This is a genomic window from Aliidiomarina maris (assembly GCF_003987335.1).
In the GTDB taxonomy this organism is placed as follows: domain Bacteria; phylum Pseudomonadota; class Gammaproteobacteria; order Enterobacterales; family Alteromonadaceae; genus Aliidiomarina; species Aliidiomarina maris.
The window spans coordinates 385651-402517 of record NZ_PIPK01000001.1; the positions used below are offsets into that span (position 1 = coordinate 385651).

The following is a 16867-nucleotide window of genomic DNA, read 5'->3' on the forward strand; positions in this document are numbered from 1 at the left end:
TCAATGCAATATCGCCTTATCTGCGTCACGCTCTCGCGTGTCTCCGTCGTTATCAGTGTCATCTGGCTGCGCGCTTGGCGCTGCAGGATCACTGCTAAGTTCAGGTCGGGTTACAGCCAATGCGGGTAAATCCGCCACCGACTGTAACGAAAAATAATCTAAAAATGCTTTGGTGGTTGCATACAGCGCCGGCCGGCCAGGCACTTCTTTATGCCCAACCACTTTCACCCAGTCGCGCTCTTGCAAGGTTCGAATGATATTGGTGCTCACCGACACCCCGCGCACGGCTTCAATTTCGCCGCGGGTAATCGGTTGGCGCCAAGCAATTAATGCCAAAGTTTCCAGCAATGCAGCTGAATACTTGGGCGCCCGCTCTTGCCACATATTGGCTAACGCGGGCCCTAGCTCCGCGCGCGTTTGAAACCGATAGCCAGACGCAACCTCGACCAATTGTACCCCACGATCGCTATAGTCTGCCATTAATTCATCAATGATCTGACGCACTCGAGGCCGGTTCAGCTTATAACCGGCTAGCGCCCCCTGCAGCAGGTTATCAACGGTGACAGCTTCTGTCGCTGCAAAAATAGCCGCTTCAACTAATTGCTTGAGTTGTTGCTCATTCATCTGCAATCGCCTCGTGGGTTTCGCCGTCACTAGTCGCAGCCCCTTCATGCACATAGCCTACATGCACATAGATAGTGCTGAAGTTTTCTGCTTGAATCAGCCGCAGCATGCCTTCTTTATTCAACTCAAGAATCGCCAGAAAGCTAACCACAGCCCCTGCCCGTCCTTCTTGTTGCACGAATAGCTGGGTAAACTCAAGCTTTGGCGTCTGCTGCAAGCGGTCAAGAATTTGGCTCATCCGCTCGCGGGTAGATAACACTTCGCGGCTGACCTGATGGTGCTGACTGACGTCAATTTGCTGCATCACCGCACGCAGGGCGACTACCAGTTCATCTAATCCCACTTCAACCGGCGCAGCCTGAGAGGCCTGCACCTGAGCAAGTGCATTGGCAACAAAGAAATCACGTTCCTGCTGGGGCTGTTGATCCAGCTCGTAAGCACCTTGACGAACGATTTCATACTCTTGTAAACGTCTGACTAACTCTGCGCGCGGGTCGTCTTCGTCTGTTTCGTCACTCGGTGGTCGGGGTAGCAATAACCGACTTTTAATTTCTGCCAGCATCGCAGCCATGACCAGATAATCCGCCGCAAGCTCTAATTTAAGCTCGCGCATCATTTCGACATACGCCATGTACTGGCGAATAATCGCTAGGATTGGCAAATCAAGAATATCGAGCTTTTCACGCCGAATTAGATACAACAGTAAGTCCATCGGACCGCTAAATGCATCAAGCAATAATTCCAACGCATCAGGCGGAATGTACAAGTTCTCCGGCTTCTCAAGCACCGGCTCGCCACGCACAAACCCAAGCGGTAAGGACTGTTGCTGTTGCATTACAGACTCCGTAGACCTGGCATTAAGTTATGCCTCAAAGGGGCTGGTATCACCTTGCCCACGTCGTAAAATCACCACATGACCATCGGCTAAATCGATCACAGTGGTCGGCTCTTCGCCTAAATGCCCACCATCAATAATCACGCCCACCTGATTACCCAGCTTTTGTTCAATTTCATAGGGGTCTGATTCCGCCACTTCATTGCCGGGTAAAATCAAACTGGTCGACATCATCGGCTCATTTAATTCTGCCAGCAATGCTTGCGCAATGGGATGCTCAGGCACACGCAAACCAATGGTTTTACGCTTCGGGTTCAATAGCCGCTTGGGCACCTCTTTGGTGCCTTTCAACACGAAGGTATAAGGTCCGGGGGTATTATTTTTTAACAGCCGAAAATCCTGGTTTTCCACCCGAGCATAAACTGACAATTCCGATAAGTCGCGTACCATTAGGGTAAAGTTATGGTCTTTACCGATATCTCGAATGCGACATATCTGGGCCAACGAATCTTTATCCCCAATCTGGCAACCAATGGCATAGCCGGACTCCGTGGGATACACCACCACAGCCCCCTGCTTGATTAAACGCACAACTTGACTGATCAAGCGTGGCTGCGGATCTTCCGGATGAATATAAATGTATTCACTCATAATTAGCTCTAAATGCTCCGCTAAATCGACTGTCCATTAACCTCGCTCCAGTGTTGCCATACTGGGCGAGCTTGTGGTGGTAATTTTAGGTTATGCCCAAGCTCTCGCCAACGTCCGGGACTATGAAAATCCGATCCCGCACTGGCCATCAACTCGAAGTCATTCGCCAATTGTGCCAATTGCGCACGCTGTTGCGGCGCTTGCTGACCGCTACTGACTTCAATGGCGTGGCCGCCAGCCAGTTGAAAATCGGTGACTAAGCGCTTCAACCATTTACTGCTCATTGCGTACGCTAAAGGGTGTGCAATACCGGCCTCGCCACCAGCCGCTTGAATCGCGTCAACCGCTTGCTCTATTGTGCACCAAGCCGGTTGCACGTAAGCCGACTGCCCTTTCCCTAAATAGCGCGCAAATGCTTCGTCTAAATTTTTCACATAGCCACCCGCTAACAATGCATCGGCAATGTGCTTGCGAGTGACCAGCTTATTTGGGTCTTGTTGCTGTACCCACACACCTTGCAAGTGTTCCGCTTTAACACCCCGGGCGTCAAGACGCTTTAATATTTGGGCTGCACGCTCGCGCCGCGCAGCAGTTTGTTGCGCAACTAAATTCACTAATTGCGGATGTTCTGGGTCAAAATGCCAGCCCAGAATATGAATTTCAAAGCTATGCCAGCGACAACTCAGCTCAATACCTGAGACGATGCTCAAAGGCACGCCACCTTGCAAGCCCTCAGCCGCCTGTTTTGCTGGCACAATACCCGCCAAGGTATCGTGATCAGTCAGCGCCAGCACGTTGACTTGTAAATTATGCGCCCGCTGCACTAATTCTTCAGGGCTTAAGCAGCCATCCGATGCGGTGCTATGACAATGTATATCTATTTTCATGGGGTTATCATACGCTTTTATCCATGGATCTTCACCCAAATCCTATTGACAGCGTAGCAATGCAACGGTAGTGTTAAGCGAAAGTATACAACCAAGAGATATTTCATGTTCACCAACATGGTCCTGAAAAACCTTTTCGCACATGTTCGCTGTAAGCTGGTTAATCCAGTCATGGCGCATGTGAGCGTGGGCTCAGGTCTGGACGCCTCTCAGCGTCTACATCAATCTTGGTGGTGGCATCGCGCAAACATGCGGGTGCTATTGAACGTCTTTATTCATCACCCGGCTCGCTAACTCAGCACAGCCGGATAAGACATTTAAGCAAAGCCCGCAACTGTTGCGGGCTTTGTTGTATCTGGCTCGCATACAACGCTTGTAGGCACGAAGAAACAGACAAGTAAAAAGGAAACCGCGGCATGCAGCCCGATAAAACTATACAACTTGGTGAAATTGAGCCTATCACCATGAGTCTGACCTATCAGGCAGACCCCCTGTGTGTGCTCAATACGTTACAACGTGATGGCGGCGAACACATGCTGCTCGAATCTGCGGAGATTGACTCAAAGGCAAACTTGAAGAGCCTATTGATGGTGGATGCCGCGTTACGTCTAACCTGCCGCGGTCAATTCGTCGAAATCGACGCACTCAGCCCAAGTGGCGAAGCATTACTACCCTACATTCGCTCCCAGTTACCGGCCAGTTTTCAACAACAACAGACACGCCAGCAACTACGTATCGAATGCCCAATCACTGACCCTGAGTTGCCAGAGGACGCGCGCTTACGCGCCGATTCTAACTTAACGCCACTGCGCATTGTGCAGCGCATGAAAGCCACCCGCCCGCACCCGTTCGCGGTATTTTTAGGCGGTATTTTCGGCTACGACTTAATTGCGAGTTTTGAGCAACTGCCTGAAGTACCGACGGGCCACAATAACTGCCCCGATTACGTGTTTTATCTGGCCGAAACCTTGGTTGTCATGGACCACCAAGCCAAACGCACCGAACTCATCGGGCATCTGATTGGTGGCGATGCGCTCGATGCGCGCGCGGATCAACTCTTTCGCCGCATGGGTGAGCTAAGTGCGCGACTACAACGCCCTCAACAAGTGAAACCTAACGTGAACGCGGGGACAGTTGAAGTCAGTGCGAGCCCGAGCCAAGCGGAATTCAAGCAGCATGTACTTACGCTCAAAGAATCAATTTACGCAGGCGATATTTTTCAAGTGGTGCCGTCGCGTCAATTCAGCCTGCCTTGTGCCAATGCGTTAGCTGCCTATCAGCAGCTTAAATCGGATAACCCGAGTCCGTACATGTTTTACTTGCGTAACGAGGCATTTGAAGTGTTTGGCGCGTCACCTGAGTCGGCGCTCAAATACTCAAGCGCCAGTAATCAGGTCGAACTCTATCCGATCGCCGGCACCCGTATTCGCGGCAAAGACTCACAAGGGCGTGTGCGCGCTGACTTAGATTCTCGTATCGAATTAGAACTACGCAGCGACACTAAAGAACTTGCCGAGCATATGATGCTGGTCGATTTGGCGCGTAACGATTTAGCACGCATCGCCGTGACCGGTAGTCGCCATGTCGCGGACTTGCTAAAAGTTGATCGTTATTCCCACGTCATGCATTTAGTGTCGCGTGTCGTGGCTCAACTGCGCCCGGAGCTTGACGCTCTGGATGCATACCGTGCGTGTATGAACATGGGCACCTTAACTGGCGCACCCAAAATCAGCGCGAGCCGACTTATTCGCGAGGTCGAACAGCAACGTCGTGGCAGCTATGGTGGCGCCGTGGGCTACCTGACCGGGCAAGGCGACATGGACACCTGTATTGTGATTCGTTCAGCACTGGTGCGTGACGGTATTGCGGTGGTGCAAGCGGGGGCCGGTGTGGTCTACGACTCAGATCCTCAGGCCGAAGTAGAAGAAACTGAGAACAAGGCGCGCGCGGTTATTCAAGCCATCATTAAGTCACAGCAGGAGGTGTCACATGGGTAAAGGACGCATCTTTATGCTCGATAACCAAGATAGCTTTGCCTATAACCTGGTGGATGAGCTTGCGCAGTTGGGCTTTGCCCTTGATGTGTATCGTAATCAAGTCAGCGCCAGCACCATTTTTACTCATATGCAACAGGCTGCTGAACACGAACCTGTGATGCTCTGCCTATCGCCAGGCCCCGGCCACCCCAGCCAAGCAGGCTGCTTAATTGAATTATTGACGCTTTGCAAAGGCAAATTCCCGATTTTAGGCATTTGCCTTGGCTTTCAGGCGTTGATTCATCAGGCTGGCGGTCAGGTTGGGCGTTGCGCTCAGGTTATGCATGGCAAAACCAGCGCGATGACACTCAAGAACCACCCGATTTTCTATCCCGACGCAACGACGCCGGGATTACCTAACCCGCTGCGGATTGCGCGCTACCATTCATTGCAAGGCTTAGACGTGCCAGCTGATATTGAGATTATTGGCGACGTCGATGGCATTCCAATGGTCGGTTATGACGCTGCCAACGTATGCTTAGGGTTCCAGTTTCACCCCGAATCGGTGATGACCACCCACGGCACCCAGCTGTTACAACAAAGTGTAGAATTTTTACTGACTCAAGGAGCACAACTCACATGCAACCACTAGCCCAAGTATTAAATGGCGATGTATTAGATTTGGCTGCAACGGACAAGTTGTTTACTCATTTGATTCAAGGCCAACTCACCAACGCACAAATTGCCGGCATGCTGGTAGCGATGAAAATTCGCGGTGAAACGCCCACCGAAATAGCCGGCGCTGCGCAAGCACTGCGCCGCGCAGCGAAGCCGTTTCCACGCCCTGACTACCCAATTGCAGATACGTGCGGCACCGGCGGTGATGGTTCAAATACCATCAATATTTCCACCGCAGCAGCACTGGTTGCTTCAAGTATGGGGATTGCGGTTGCTAAACATGGTAACCGCAGCGTGTCGTCGCGTTCAGGCTCCGCCGATGTACTTGAAAGCTTGCAGATCCCGTTAGATGGCACGCCAGACCAAGCGCGTGGCATGCTCGACAGCTATAATTTTTGTTTCTTATTTGCCCCGCATTACCACCCTGGCTTTCGTCACGCCATGCCAGCGCGCCAAGAACTTAAAACCCGCACCGTTTTTAACTTACTGGGGCCTCTGATTAACCCGGCTAGGCCGCAAACCCAACTACTTGGAGTGTATAAGAGCGAGCTGTGTCGCCCAGTGGCTGAAACCTTGCAATTACTCGGTTGTGAGCGCGCTATGGTAGTGCATGGCAGTGGCTTAGACGAACTTGCATTGCACGGCCCAACCCATGTGGTGGAAGTAAACGGCGACCAGATTGAAGAATATCAACTCACCCCGAGTGATTTTGGTGTCGAGAGCGCGCCTGTCAGTGCCTTACGTGGCGGGGATGCCGATATGAACGCTCGCATTTTGCGGACTATTTTTGCAGGCCAAGGTGCCCCCGCCCAATGTGCCGCGATTGCGATGAACGTGGCTGCTCTGTTGTACATGCAAGGTCGCAGCCCAAGTTTGCGCGAAGCCACTGAGCATGCCCTTGCGCATATTCACAGTGGCGATACCGTGGCGCATTTAGCCCGCATGCAGCAAGGGGTTAAGGTATGAGTCAAGCAAGTATCTTAACCCGGATTACGGACTCACGTAGAGCGTCGATGCAGCAGCTTGCGAGCCGCCCTGAGTACTCAATTGCGCGACTGCAAGATGCGATTAACGCCCTACCCAGCCGGCCGCAGCGAAGCCTGCGCCAAGCACTCAAGCAAGCTGACAAAGGCTTCATTTTAGAGTGTAAAAAAGCGTCACCGTCGAAAGGCCTGATTCGTGACCCGTTTGATCCAGTGGCGATTGCCGCCGTGTATCAACAATATGCTGCGGCGATTTCGGTACTGACAGAGCCAGATTATTTTCAAGGCGACTTTGCCTATCTGCAGGCTGTCAGCCAACGCGTGCATGTACCTGTGATTTGCAAAGACTTTATCGTCGAGCCGGTGCATGTCTATCTAGCGCGTTTATATGCAGCCGATGCGATTTTGTTGATGCTCTCAGTACTGACGGATGAAGCATACACTGAGCTTGCAACACTCGCCCACAGCTTGGGCATGGAAGTATTAACCGAAGTCAGTAATGAAGATGAAATGCGCCGCGCGGCTAAACTTGATGCAGCGATTATTGGTATTAATCACCGTAACCTACATGACCTCAGCATTGACCTTACGCGGAGTCAGCAGTTAGCGCCGTTGGCACCTGCACATGCAGTTTTGGTCGCCGAATCAGGCATTAGTGACAATCAGCAAGTACGCGATATTGGGCGCTTCGTCGATGGCTTCTTAGTGGGGAGTCATTTAACTGCACAGGCTGACATAGACCAAGCGTGTCGCGCTTTAATTTATGGCCAGCATAAGGTTTGCGGGCTTACCAGCGCAGCTGCTGCATTGCAGGCTCGCAGCGCTGGCGCGAAATTCGGTGGCTTAGTCTTTGCCCCGCAGTCACCACGCCATGTGGACATTGCCCAAGCCCAACAAATTATTCGCCAAACCCAAGGTTTACAGTTCGTTGCAGTGACCACCAGTCATGCGCTCGATCAATTGACTGAATTAGCTCAGCAACTTGATGTGCAGGTGGTGCAATTGCACGCACAGCAAAGCGACGAACTCGTGCGCGCGTTAAAGGCTAAACTCGGCCCAGGCCAACGCCTGTGGTATGCACTGAATATGGCAAATCTTGCGCAGCCCCTTGGTGCAACCATTGCGCAATTGCGCACGCTGGGCATTGATAAAGTGGTATTGGACCAAGGCCAAGGGGGGAGTGGAAAGACTTTCGATTGGTCGCTGCTGAATGAACTCAGTCTAACTCAGCGCCAGCACTGCCTGCTTGCCGGTGGCTTGACCCCTGATAACGTGCAGCAAGCCGCTAGCGTGGGTTGCTTTGGCTTAGATATGAACTCTGGACTTGAAAGCGCGCCCGGGGTGAAAGACCCTGCCAAAGTAGGTCGTGCATTTAACCAACTGACACGCTATTTCCGAGAAAATCAACAACACGACCATCAAGCGATGACAGATAAGCATTCTGACGTAACTAGTGCAGCGCCAAGCGCGCCACTTAATGGAGAAGTAGTATGAGCGATTACTCCGGCAACACTCGATTAAACCCATATTTTGGCGAATTCGGCGGTCAGTACGTACCAGAAATTTTGCTACCAGCCCTCGACCAGCTAGAAAAAGCATTCATTGATGCACAAAACGATGAAGCGTTTCGTAGCGAACTGAGTGATTTACTGAAAAATTATCTTGGCCGTCCCACACCGCTTAGTTTATGTCGCAATCTGCCGCGCAAAGGGCGCAGCAAAATTTACTTGAAGCGTGAAGATTTATTACACGGTGGTGCACACAAAACCAACCAGGTATTAGCCCAGGCATTGCTTGCAAAGCGCATGGGTAAACGCCGCATTATCGCCGAAACTGGCGCGGGCCAACACGGCACTGCGACAGCCCTGGCTTGCGCTTTACTCGACCTTGAATGCATTATCTACATGGGTAAAAAAGATGTCGAGCGCCAGCAACCGAATGTGTTTCGGATGGAATTGATGGGTGCCAAAGTCGTGCCGGTCGATACCGGTAGCGGCACCTTGAAAGACGCAGTCAATGAAGCGCTACGTGACTGGACCGCCAGCTATGCCACCACTCATTACTTGTTAGGCACTGCCGCAGGCCCGCACCCGTTCCCTACTATCGTACGTGAGTTCCACCGCATGATAGGCGAAGAATCGAAGCAACAAATTCTGGCTCAAGCCGGGCGTTTACCCGACGAAGTCATTGCCTGTGTTGGCGGTGGCTCCAACGCCATCGGCATGTTCGCAGATTTCATTGATAACACGGACGTCGCGTTAATTGGTGTTGAGCCAGGCGGCAAAGGACTGAGCTCCCTTGAGCACGGTGCGACGATTAATGCAGGCAAGCCAGGGTTATTACATGGCTGCTATTCGTTTCTAATGCAAACCGACGAAGGCCAAATTGAGGAATCGTACTCCGTATCTGCCGGACTTGATTATCCTGGTGTCGGTCCACAGCACGCCCATTTGCATGCATCGGGGCGTGCCAATTATGTTTCCGTGACCGATGATGAGGCGCTCGCAGCATTTAAACTACTCAGCGCCCATGAGGGCATCATTCCAGCGTTAGAGAGCGCTCACGCCCTGGCCTACGCAGTGAAACGTGCTGAAGATAGTGACGAAGAGCTGATTTTATTGGTTAATTTATCTGGTCGCGGTGATAAAGATATCGACCACGTCCGCAAAATATTTGCTGCCCAAGCCAATGATGCAAAGGAGTCTTAAGCATGTCAGTGACCACTCGCTATGAGCCTATGTTTGCTGCGTTAAAAGCCAAACAGCAAGGCGCTTTTATTCCATTTGTAACCTTAGGCGATCCTGACTTAGCCCAAAGTGAAGCAATTATCAAAGCCATGATTGACGCAGGTGCCGATGCGCTGGAACTTGGCTTCCCGTTTTCGGACCCAGTTGCGGATGGGCCAACCATTCAGCGTGCATCAATTCGTGCGTTGCAAAGTAAAGTGTCGATTCAGCATTGCTTTGAGCTACTTGCTCGTGTGCGCGCATACAGCCCTGACACGCCAATTGGATTGTTGGTGTATGGCAACCTGGTAATGGCCCAAGGCCGCGAGCGCTTTTATCAGCGCTGCGCCGAAGTCGGCGTCGACTCGGTGTTAGTGGCCGATGTGCCGGTCCGTGAGGGTGCTACTTTTCAGCAAGCGGCGAATCAAGCTGGCGTCGCACAGGTCTTTATTGCCCCACCGGACGCGAGCCCAGAGACCTTAACCCGCATTGCTAAGCACAGCCAAGGCTACATTTACTTATTAAGTCGCGCAGGTGTGACGGGTGCGAATGTGGAAGTCAGTGCCCCTGCCACCCAATTGGTTGACTATTTAAATGCCCAGCAAGGTGCGCCAGCTGTGCTTGGTTTTGGTATATCCAAGCCTGAACATGTTCAGCATGCCATTCAAGCCGGTGCAGCAGGGGCAATTAGCGGCTCTGCTGTGGTACAACGGATTGAAGATAACTTAGCCGATAGCACTGCAATGTTAACAGCGTTGAGTGACTTTGTGCGCAGCATGAAGGCTGCCACGGTCTAAGCCCAGGCGTCGATTAAGTTACCCACTGGACCAACCCCGCGCGGCTGATTCACACCATTTTGGTCAGCCGCACTGGTGGCGTTTATCTTGGGGGGCGGCGGTCCAATGCGCTGAATTTGGTCGCGGTTGACCCGATACATTTCTTCGCGCGGCGATTCGCGCAAGTTCGCCAAGCGCTGCTCATTAGCCGCATACGACTGGCGTTCACGGAACATGGCAGGGCCAGTTTTGACCCGGCTATTTTGTGCGCTACGCCCTTGAGACGTGGAATTGTCTGATACCAAGTTACTCGACACGCGTTGTCCCTTGTAGATTTGGGTTCACTACGTCGGCCGATACCTCGCTTTCCTGCTCTGGGGCAGCGTCACGGGCGTAATATTCGGCCTCTTTAGGGTTATCGGCAATGCGCGCAATTTCATCACCTGAAAGTAGCACCGCGAGCCAACGAGTACTTGAATTTTCCCCCAAAGCTATCTTGACCACCATGGTTAACGGCACGGACAACAGCATCCCCACCGGGCCTAACATCCATCCCCAGAATAATAATGACAAAAACACCACTAAAGTGGATAGACCTAAGCCACGTCCCATCACCCGCGGTTCAATCAAGTTCCCCATCACCACGTTAACGGCCAGGTATAACAGCGCGACTGCGCCTGCCATCAGCGGACTATGCTGAATCAACGCCATAATAATGGCGGGTACCGAGGCTAAAATAGACCCAATATTAGGGATATAATTAAATAGGAATGCAATGACGCCCCATAACAAGAAGTGATCGACCCCCATCAACCATAATCCGACCCCGACAATGACGCCGGTGATAAAGCTAATTAAGGTTTTCAACGCCAGATATTTGTTGATTGCGATCAGAATAGTTGCAACGTTAGTGGTGGTACGTTCTGGGCTTTTAAATGCCAGTTTAATTTTGCTTGGTGCCAAGCGCGCTTCTCCGAGCATAAACACCATAATTAATAGCACAATCACGAAGCTGGTTAGAAAATTACCCACACCGCTGAGCATGTTCATGGTCAAATTAATCGCCCGCGACGGGTCGAGTTGGGTTTGCAACATGTCCCAGTTAAAGGGAATGTTGTATGCTTCGGCACGCTCCGCCAACCAATCCAGTTGCGCTGCACTTTGTACGCGATATTGCGGCATATTCTGCATAAACTCATTGGCCGACTGCACCACCAGCCCCGTTAACAACACGACCATTACTGAAATGACTAATACCACAGGTAGCAACGCCAAGAAACGCGGCAAACCCAAGCGATGAAACCATTCAATCAGGGGGTGGCTAATAATCGCGATAAAAAGTGCTAAAAGCACTGGCACGACAACAACACTGGCGGCCTTCACGCCTGCTAATACAACGACCACAGCGGCCATCACTAACATAACTTGGCCAACTGAATTCATCTGATTTTGCTCTGTCATCGTAGATCCTTATACCTTAAGCACTGCAAAGCAGTCATTTGTTTGCTTTACTATCTATATCATACCGTAATCCAAAGGAAGGTCACTGAATCATGCATATCTTAATTACCGGCGGTACTGGCTTAATCGGCAGCGCGCTGTATAAAAAATTACGTAATCAGCATCAGATTACCGTACTGACACGTAATGCCGAACGCGCATACCGCACGTTAGGCCATGATATTCAGGCACTGACTAGCCTTGAACCTCTCCGCCATTTGGACGACTTTGATGCGGTGATCAATCTAGCAGGTGAACCGATCGCAGACAAACGCTGGAGCGACCAGCAAAAAAAGCGCATTGAACAGAGTCGATTCGAAACGACCGAGCAATTGGTTTCCCGCTTCAAACAATCAACCAAGCCACCTAAGGTATTTATTTCTGGCTCTGCGATTGGCTATTACGGGCGCCAAGGACAGACGCCCGTGACCGAAAATGACTATCAAGCCCATGACGAGTTCACCCATCGTTTATGCGCACATTGGGAACAATTGGCGGAGCAAGCCGCATCGGAGCACACGCGCGTATGCACCCTACGCACCGGTATTGTTCTGGCTGCCAACGGTGGTGCATTAAGTAAGATGGCACTGCCTTTTAAGCTTGGCGTGGGTGGGCCCATCGGGGACGGGCAGCAAATGATGTCCTGGATTCACCTTGATGACATGGTGGATTTAATTATTTTCCTACTTCACCATGACAATGCCAGCGGCGCGTTTAATGCCACCGCCCCAGAACCCGTCAGTAACCAAGTATTTAGTCAAACCCTGGCCAAAGTACTGAAGCGCCCGTGCCTGTTTCGTGTCCCTGCGCCCGTGATGCGGATTTTGCTTGGCGAAATGTCGGATATGATTTTAACTGGGCAGGCTGTACTGCCAGAGAAGCTTATTCAAAGTGGCTTTCAATTTCGCCACCCCACCTTAATGGAGGCTCTGCAACAGTGCTTTCACCCCCAAGCATAAGCGTGTGGAAGGCACAAAAAACGTCGGCCATAGCCGACGTTTTTTTAACCCCTTACTACTAACTCAACTGGCGAATCAGTTGCGAGGTGTTTTGCTTCAGCATGCGCGCGCAGGTTAAACGCCCCAAGCTACCAACCACCAGAGCGCCTAAACCTGGCCCCAGCAACCAAAAGCGCCAATGAATACTAGGTTGCATTGAAAACACTTGGGTTTGCAGCAAGTACACCGATAGCTCCATGGCTATCGCCGCAATTAAGCCTGCTAATGCCCCGAGTATAATGAACTCATAGCTAACCGCCCGTGACAGTAATGAGCCTTTCGCACCAAGAGTACGCAGGATCACCAGTTCTTTCTCACGCTCTTCCATAGTGGCTTGTACTTGGGCAACCAGCACCAAACCACCCGCTAACACCACCAGCACCAGTACAAACGTAATCGCCAGCGACACTTGACCGATTACTTCGCGTAACTGCGCGATAATGGTATCCACGTCGACCAAGGACGCTTGTGGGAAGTCCCTAAACAAGCTATAAAGCTCGTTTTTACGCTCCGTCGGCAAGTAGAAGCTGGCAATGTAGGTCGCGCCGCTGGTTTGCAATGATGCAGGGTCAAATATCATAAAGAAATTTGGCTGCATGGTATTCCAATCTACATCGCGGATACTGGTGATAGGCACGGTGAATTCATTACCGCCAACCAGAAAACGTAACTCATCACCTAAGCTTAACCCCAAGCGCTCCGCTACCTGACTTTCTACTGATACTTCCCCGTTCGGATGCTGAGCACTATCAAACCACTGACCACGGCGTAGGATATTGTTAGGTGGCAGTGAGTCACGCCATGTAAGCTGTAATTCACGCCCAAAGCCTTCCCTAAACTGACTTTCGTCTCGCTCTTCCTTGGTCACGGCATCGCGCACCAGTTCATCGTTAATCGCCATCAAGCGCCCTGGAACAATGGGGTATAAATCCGTTGCCACCAAGTTTTCACGCTCAAACATTTGCTCTAGCGGCTGCACTTGATCCTGTGCGACATTCACCACGAAATAATTGGGCGCATCGTCAGGTAATTGCGACTGCCAGTCGGCCAGCAGTTCGTTACGCAGTGCCAGTACTAACAACAACAGCATCAGTGCGGTAGCAAAGCTGATCATTTGTACCGAATTTTGCTTCGCCCGGCGCTGCATCCCGGCCATCGCTAATCGCCAGCTACTCCCCGCCTGCATCCCCGCTTGGCGACTCGCACGAATAAATAAACGCGATATGCCCAGCAATATCAGCACCGCTACGCTACCACCAACGAATAGCGCAAGGGATAGTATCCAGCTTGACGAATACAGCACCATAAGTGCATAGATAGTGCCGCCCCCAATCAACCATTGCAGCCAAACACGCACCGCCGAGTCGCCCAAGTCACGCTGTAATACCCGCAGCGGAGGCACTTTAATTAAACGCAGCAATGGGTACAGGCTAAACATCAGCGCACACAGTAAGCCAGTGCCTATCGCCAGCGCGTAGGGCCCAGCGCCCGCTGAAGGCAAGCTTTGGCCTAGCTGGGTCTGCACGTAAAAAATAACTGCTGCTTGCAACGAATACCCCAGCAGTACACCAATCGCTATGGAAAACGCGGTCAGTAGCAACAGGTGCAGGGTAAAAATACGCTGAATTTGGCCACGCGCGCCGCCTAAGGTTTTCATAATCGCGACGGCATCGTAATTGCGCTGACAATAGCGCTGGGCGGCTACTGCAACTGCAGTGGCCGCAAGTACCACTCCCAGCAAGCTGGCCAATAACATAAATTGCTCGGCACGGCGTAATGAACTGGCTAATGGCGTCTCATCATCGGTAATTCCGCGCCAGCGTTGGGTGACATCGTCCAATTGTGGCAGCAACCATGCTTCATAGCGTGCAATGTCACCTGGGCTGCCTGCGAATAGGTAATTGAAGTTGACCCTGCTGCCGGGTTGAATCAAGCCCGTCCCCTCAAGGTCGGCATACGCAATCAGTACATTCGGGCTGTCGGTAAACACATTCAGCCCAGAATCTGGTTCATGGGTCAGTACTTGAGTGACCACGAACTCACTGTTACCAATTTCTAAGCTGTCTCCGATATTCAGCTCAAGTCGTTGAAATAATTGCGATGCCACCCAAGCTTCTCCACTTTGAGGTAAAGCATCTGTCGGTTCGCCGTCCACAAACGGTGTTTGTGCTACTTCTAATTGTCCACGTAACGGGTAGCCAGGGCTGACCGCTTTAATGTCTACCAATGCCAGCTGCTCAGCGGCAAACGCCATTGAATTAAATGTCGTGCGCCGCGCCCACTGTAGGCCTTCATCCTGGGCGCGCTCTAACCACTGGGTGTCAATTTCATCGCGACTGCGCAACACCCGATCCGCGGCCAAAAATTCAGCACTACGCTCCAGCAAGCCTGCTTGCAAGCGTTCAGAAAACAAGGACAGTGACAGCACTGCACACACCGAAAGCGCCACGGCCGCCGCCATAATCGTGAGCTCGCCACGGCGCAGTTCATGGCGTAATAAACGCCAGGAAATTTTATGCCACATCAGCGCGTTGCTCCTTTAACTCGCCCGCATTCATCACTAAAACGCGATCGCATTTTTGCGCTAACGTATTGTCATGGGTCACCATCACTAAAGTAGTGCCATAATCTTGATTCATTGCAAAGAGCAGTGCCTCGACCGTTGCACCTGTGGTGCTGTCTAAATTACCAGTCGGCTCGTCGGCGAATAGAATTTTCGGCTTTCCAATGAAAGCACGCGCAATCGCCACTCGCTGCTGCTCACCACCCGAGAGTTGATTCGGGTAATGATCTAAACGCTCTGACAAACCCACTTTTTCAAGGAGCTCCCTTGCTTGCGCCTCGGCGTCACTACGCCCCGCTAGTTCTGCCGGCAGCATCACATTTTCTAGTGCGGTTAAACTTGGAATTAATAAGAACGACTGAAAAATGAAGCCAACCTTGTCAGCGCGAACTTTCGCACGTTGTTCCTCATCCAAATCACCTAAATTTTCGTTTTCTATAAGTACTTGGCCACTACTAGCTGTGTCTAAACCAGCTAATAACGAAAGCAAGGTTGATTTGCCTGAGCCCGACGCGCCGACAATAGCAACGCTCTCACCGGCTTTAATTGCCAGGTCGATTGCATGTAAGATAGTGAGTCGGCCAGCGGTCGTTTCAACATGTTTAGTAACAGCGGAGGTTTGAATCATCATATGTTTAACAAAATCCTTAGTAACAGCTTTCTGATTATACTCTTGCTGGTTATACGTCCTGCCAGCGCAAATGTCTCACTCGTGGTGTTAGGTGATAGCCTAAGTGCAGGCTATGGCATTTCTCAAGCCGATACCTGGGTTGCCGACATTGAACGTCGCTGGCAACGCACGCATCCAGAGTTCTCAATTATTAACGCCAGTATCAGTGGCGATACCACCCAAGGCGGCCTTAATCGCTTACGCGACGTAGTCGCTCGACACCAGCCTGATGCTGTATTTATCGAGCTCGGTGGTAACGATGGTTTGCGTGGCTTCCAAATAGACAGCATTCAACGCAATCTAACCCAAATGATTGAGTACCTGCACGGCGAAGGTATCTATGTCGCCTTAAGCCAAATTGAAATTCCGCCGAATATGGGACGCCGTTATACCAGCGAGTTTAGCGCATTGTTCGGTGCCGTCGCGGAACAGCACGACGTGCCTTTGGTGCCGTTTTTTATGCTTGAAATTGCGACCCAACCCAACTTAATGCAAAGCGATGGCATCCACCCTAATTTAGCAGCGCAAGAAAAAATAGCCGATATGATGGAACCGAAGTTGCGCGAAATCTTACAACATGTGGCAACCTTATAATGCGACGCTATACGTACTATCTCAGCTTGGGCAGTAATATTCATCCTGCCCAGCATTTGAGCACTGCCCTACACCAACTGCAAGCAAAGTTTGGTCATATTATGGTGTGGCCGGTGGTACGTACAGCACCCGTCGACATTCTGACTCAGCATGAGTTTTATAACACCTTGGTGGTCATTCACACTGAATGGCCACCGGAGCAATTAAAAGCCTGGACTAACGAACTGGAAATTACATGCGGCCGCGACCGTAGCGACCCAATGAGCAGTAAAAAAGACCGCCCGCTTGATGTTGATGTTTTGGCGCAACAGAGTCAGTTTGATTTGGCTATTTTAGCGCAGTTTAAAGAGCCTTATATCCAGGCAGTGATTCGCGCTGGCAACCAACCAAACAATATCGCAGGCTG

The 16867-nt window shown here is 51.4% G+C and carries 16 protein-coding genes and 1 pseudogene; 9 read left to right on the forward strand and 8 right to left on the reverse strand.

Annotated features, from left to right (window positions below; genetic code table 11):
* Genes scpB through CWE07_RS01885 form a run of 4 tightly spaced genes read right to left on the reverse strand, consistent with a single transcriptional unit; the run spans position 1 to position 2997 of the window.
* Positions 1-624 (reverse strand): SMC-Scp complex subunit ScpB, encoded by a 624-nt coding sequence (scpB, locus tag CWE07_RS01870; RefSeq protein WP_111568231.1) that lies wholly within the window; start codon positions 622-624, stop codon positions 1-3.
* Positions 617-1459 (reverse strand): segregation and condensation protein A, encoded by an 843-nt coding sequence (locus tag CWE07_RS01875; RefSeq protein WP_111568232.1) that lies wholly within the window; start codon positions 1457-1459, stop codon positions 617-619. Before CWE07_RS01875 ends, scpB begins: the two co-directional genes overlap by 8 nt.
* A gap of 27 nt (positions 1460-1486) precedes the next feature.
* Positions 1487-2110 carry an L-threonylcarbamoyladenylate synthase gene (locus CWE07_RS01880; protein WP_111568233.1) on the reverse strand — a complete coding sequence of 208 codons (624 nt, stop codon included), beginning with the start codon at positions 2108-2110 and terminating at the stop codon, positions 1487-1489.
* Positions 2111-2130: 20 nt separating this feature from the next.
* Positions 2131-2997 carry a PHP domain-containing protein gene (locus tag CWE07_RS01885; protein WP_111568234.1) on the reverse strand — a complete coding sequence of 289 codons (867 nt, stop codon included), beginning with the start codon at positions 2995-2997 and terminating at the stop codon, positions 2131-2133.
* Between the two features lie 416 nt (positions 2998-3413).
* On the opposite strand from CWE07_RS01885, the gene CWE07_RS01890 reads away from it, so the two are divergent.
* The 6 genes from CWE07_RS01890 to trpA are packed head-to-tail and all read left to right on the forward strand — an operon-like array spanning position 3414 to position 10157.
* The gene (locus CWE07_RS01890; protein WP_111568235.1) at positions 3414-4994 is read left to right on the forward strand and encodes an anthranilate synthase component 1; all 1581 of its coding nucleotides are present in this window, start codon (positions 3414-3416) and stop codon (positions 4992-4994) included.
* Positions 4987-5625, forward strand: a complete 639-nt coding sequence (locus CWE07_RS01895; protein ID WP_111568236.1) for a glutamine amidotransferase-related protein — start codon at positions 4987-4989, stop codon at positions 5623-5625. Before CWE07_RS01890 ends, CWE07_RS01895 begins: the two co-directional genes overlap by 8 nt.
* The gene (gene trpD, locus CWE07_RS01900) at positions 5613-6617 is read left to right on the forward strand and encodes an anthranilate phosphoribosyltransferase (RefSeq protein WP_111568237.1); all 1005 of its coding nucleotides are present in this window, start codon (positions 5613-5615) and stop codon (positions 6615-6617) included. The genes CWE07_RS01895 and trpD overlap by 13 nt, the downstream gene beginning before the upstream one ends.
* Positions 6614-8128, forward strand: coding sequence for a bifunctional indole-3-glycerol-phosphate synthase TrpC/phosphoribosylanthranilate isomerase TrpF (gene trpCF, locus CWE07_RS01905; protein WP_111568238.1), 1515 nt, complete (start codon positions 6614-6616; stop codon positions 8126-8128). Before trpD ends, trpCF begins: the two co-directional genes overlap by 4 nt.
* Entirely contained in the window at positions 8125-9342 is a 1218-nt protein-coding gene (gene trpB, locus CWE07_RS01910) for a tryptophan synthase subunit beta (protein WP_111568239.1), read from the forward strand. The genes trpCF and trpB overlap by 4 nt, the downstream gene beginning before the upstream one ends.
* 2 nt (positions 9343-9344) lie before the next feature.
* Positions 9345-10157 carry a tryptophan synthase subunit alpha gene (gene trpA, locus CWE07_RS01915; RefSeq protein ID WP_111568240.1) on the forward strand — a complete coding sequence of 271 codons (813 nt, stop codon included), beginning with the start codon at positions 9345-9347 and terminating at the stop codon, positions 10155-10157.
* Here the strand turns inward: trpA and CWE07_RS01920 are convergent.
* The gene (locus tag CWE07_RS01920; protein ID WP_111568241.1) at positions 10154-10453 is read right to left on the reverse strand and encodes a hypothetical protein; all 300 of its coding nucleotides are present in this window, start codon (positions 10451-10453) and stop codon (positions 10154-10156) included. The two genes, trpA and CWE07_RS01920, sit on opposite strands and share 4 nt — an antisense overlap.
* Positions 10443-11597, reverse strand: coding sequence for an AI-2E family transporter (locus tag CWE07_RS01925; protein WP_111568242.1), 1155 nt, complete (start codon positions 11595-11597; stop codon positions 10443-10445). Before CWE07_RS01925 ends, CWE07_RS01920 begins: the two co-directional genes overlap by 11 nt.
* Before the next feature lie 92 nt (positions 11598-11689).
* On the opposite strand from CWE07_RS01925, the gene CWE07_RS01930 reads away from it, so the two are divergent.
* The gene (locus CWE07_RS01930) at positions 11690-12595 is read left to right on the forward strand and encodes a TIGR01777 family oxidoreductase (protein ID WP_111568243.1); all 906 of its coding nucleotides are present in this window, start codon (positions 11690-11692) and stop codon (positions 12593-12595) included.
* A gap of 58 nt (positions 12596-12653) precedes the next feature.
* On the opposite strand, the gene CWE07_RS01935 is transcribed toward CWE07_RS01930, so the two are convergent.
* Positions 12654-15158 carry an ABC transporter permease gene (locus CWE07_RS01935; RefSeq protein ID WP_111568244.1) on the reverse strand — a complete coding sequence of 835 codons (2505 nt, stop codon included), beginning with the start codon at positions 15156-15158 and terminating at the stop codon, positions 12654-12656.
* On the reverse strand, positions 15148-15828 hold the full coding sequence (locus tag CWE07_RS01940) for an ABC transporter ATP-binding protein (RefSeq protein ID WP_111568245.1): 681 nt from the start codon (positions 15826-15828) through the stop codon (positions 15148-15150). The genes CWE07_RS01935 and CWE07_RS01940 overlap by 11 nt, the downstream gene beginning before the upstream one ends.
* Between CWE07_RS01940 and CWE07_RS01945 the strand changes: the two genes are divergently transcribed.
* Together CWE07_RS01945 and folK are read left to right on the forward strand one after the other, a co-directional pair.
* Positions 15829-16461 carry an arylesterase gene (locus CWE07_RS01945; protein WP_111568246.1) on the forward strand — a complete coding sequence of 211 codons (633 nt, stop codon included), beginning with the start codon at positions 15829-15831 and terminating at the stop codon, positions 16459-16461.
* Positions 16461-16766: pseudogene (gene folK, locus CWE07_RS14680) on the forward strand (2-amino-4-hydroxy-6-hydroxymethyldihydropteridine diphosphokinase); the annotation flags it as partial. The gene CWE07_RS01945 and the pseudogene folK, both read left to right, overlap by 1 nt.
* Positions 16767-16867: the final 101 nt, after the last annotated feature.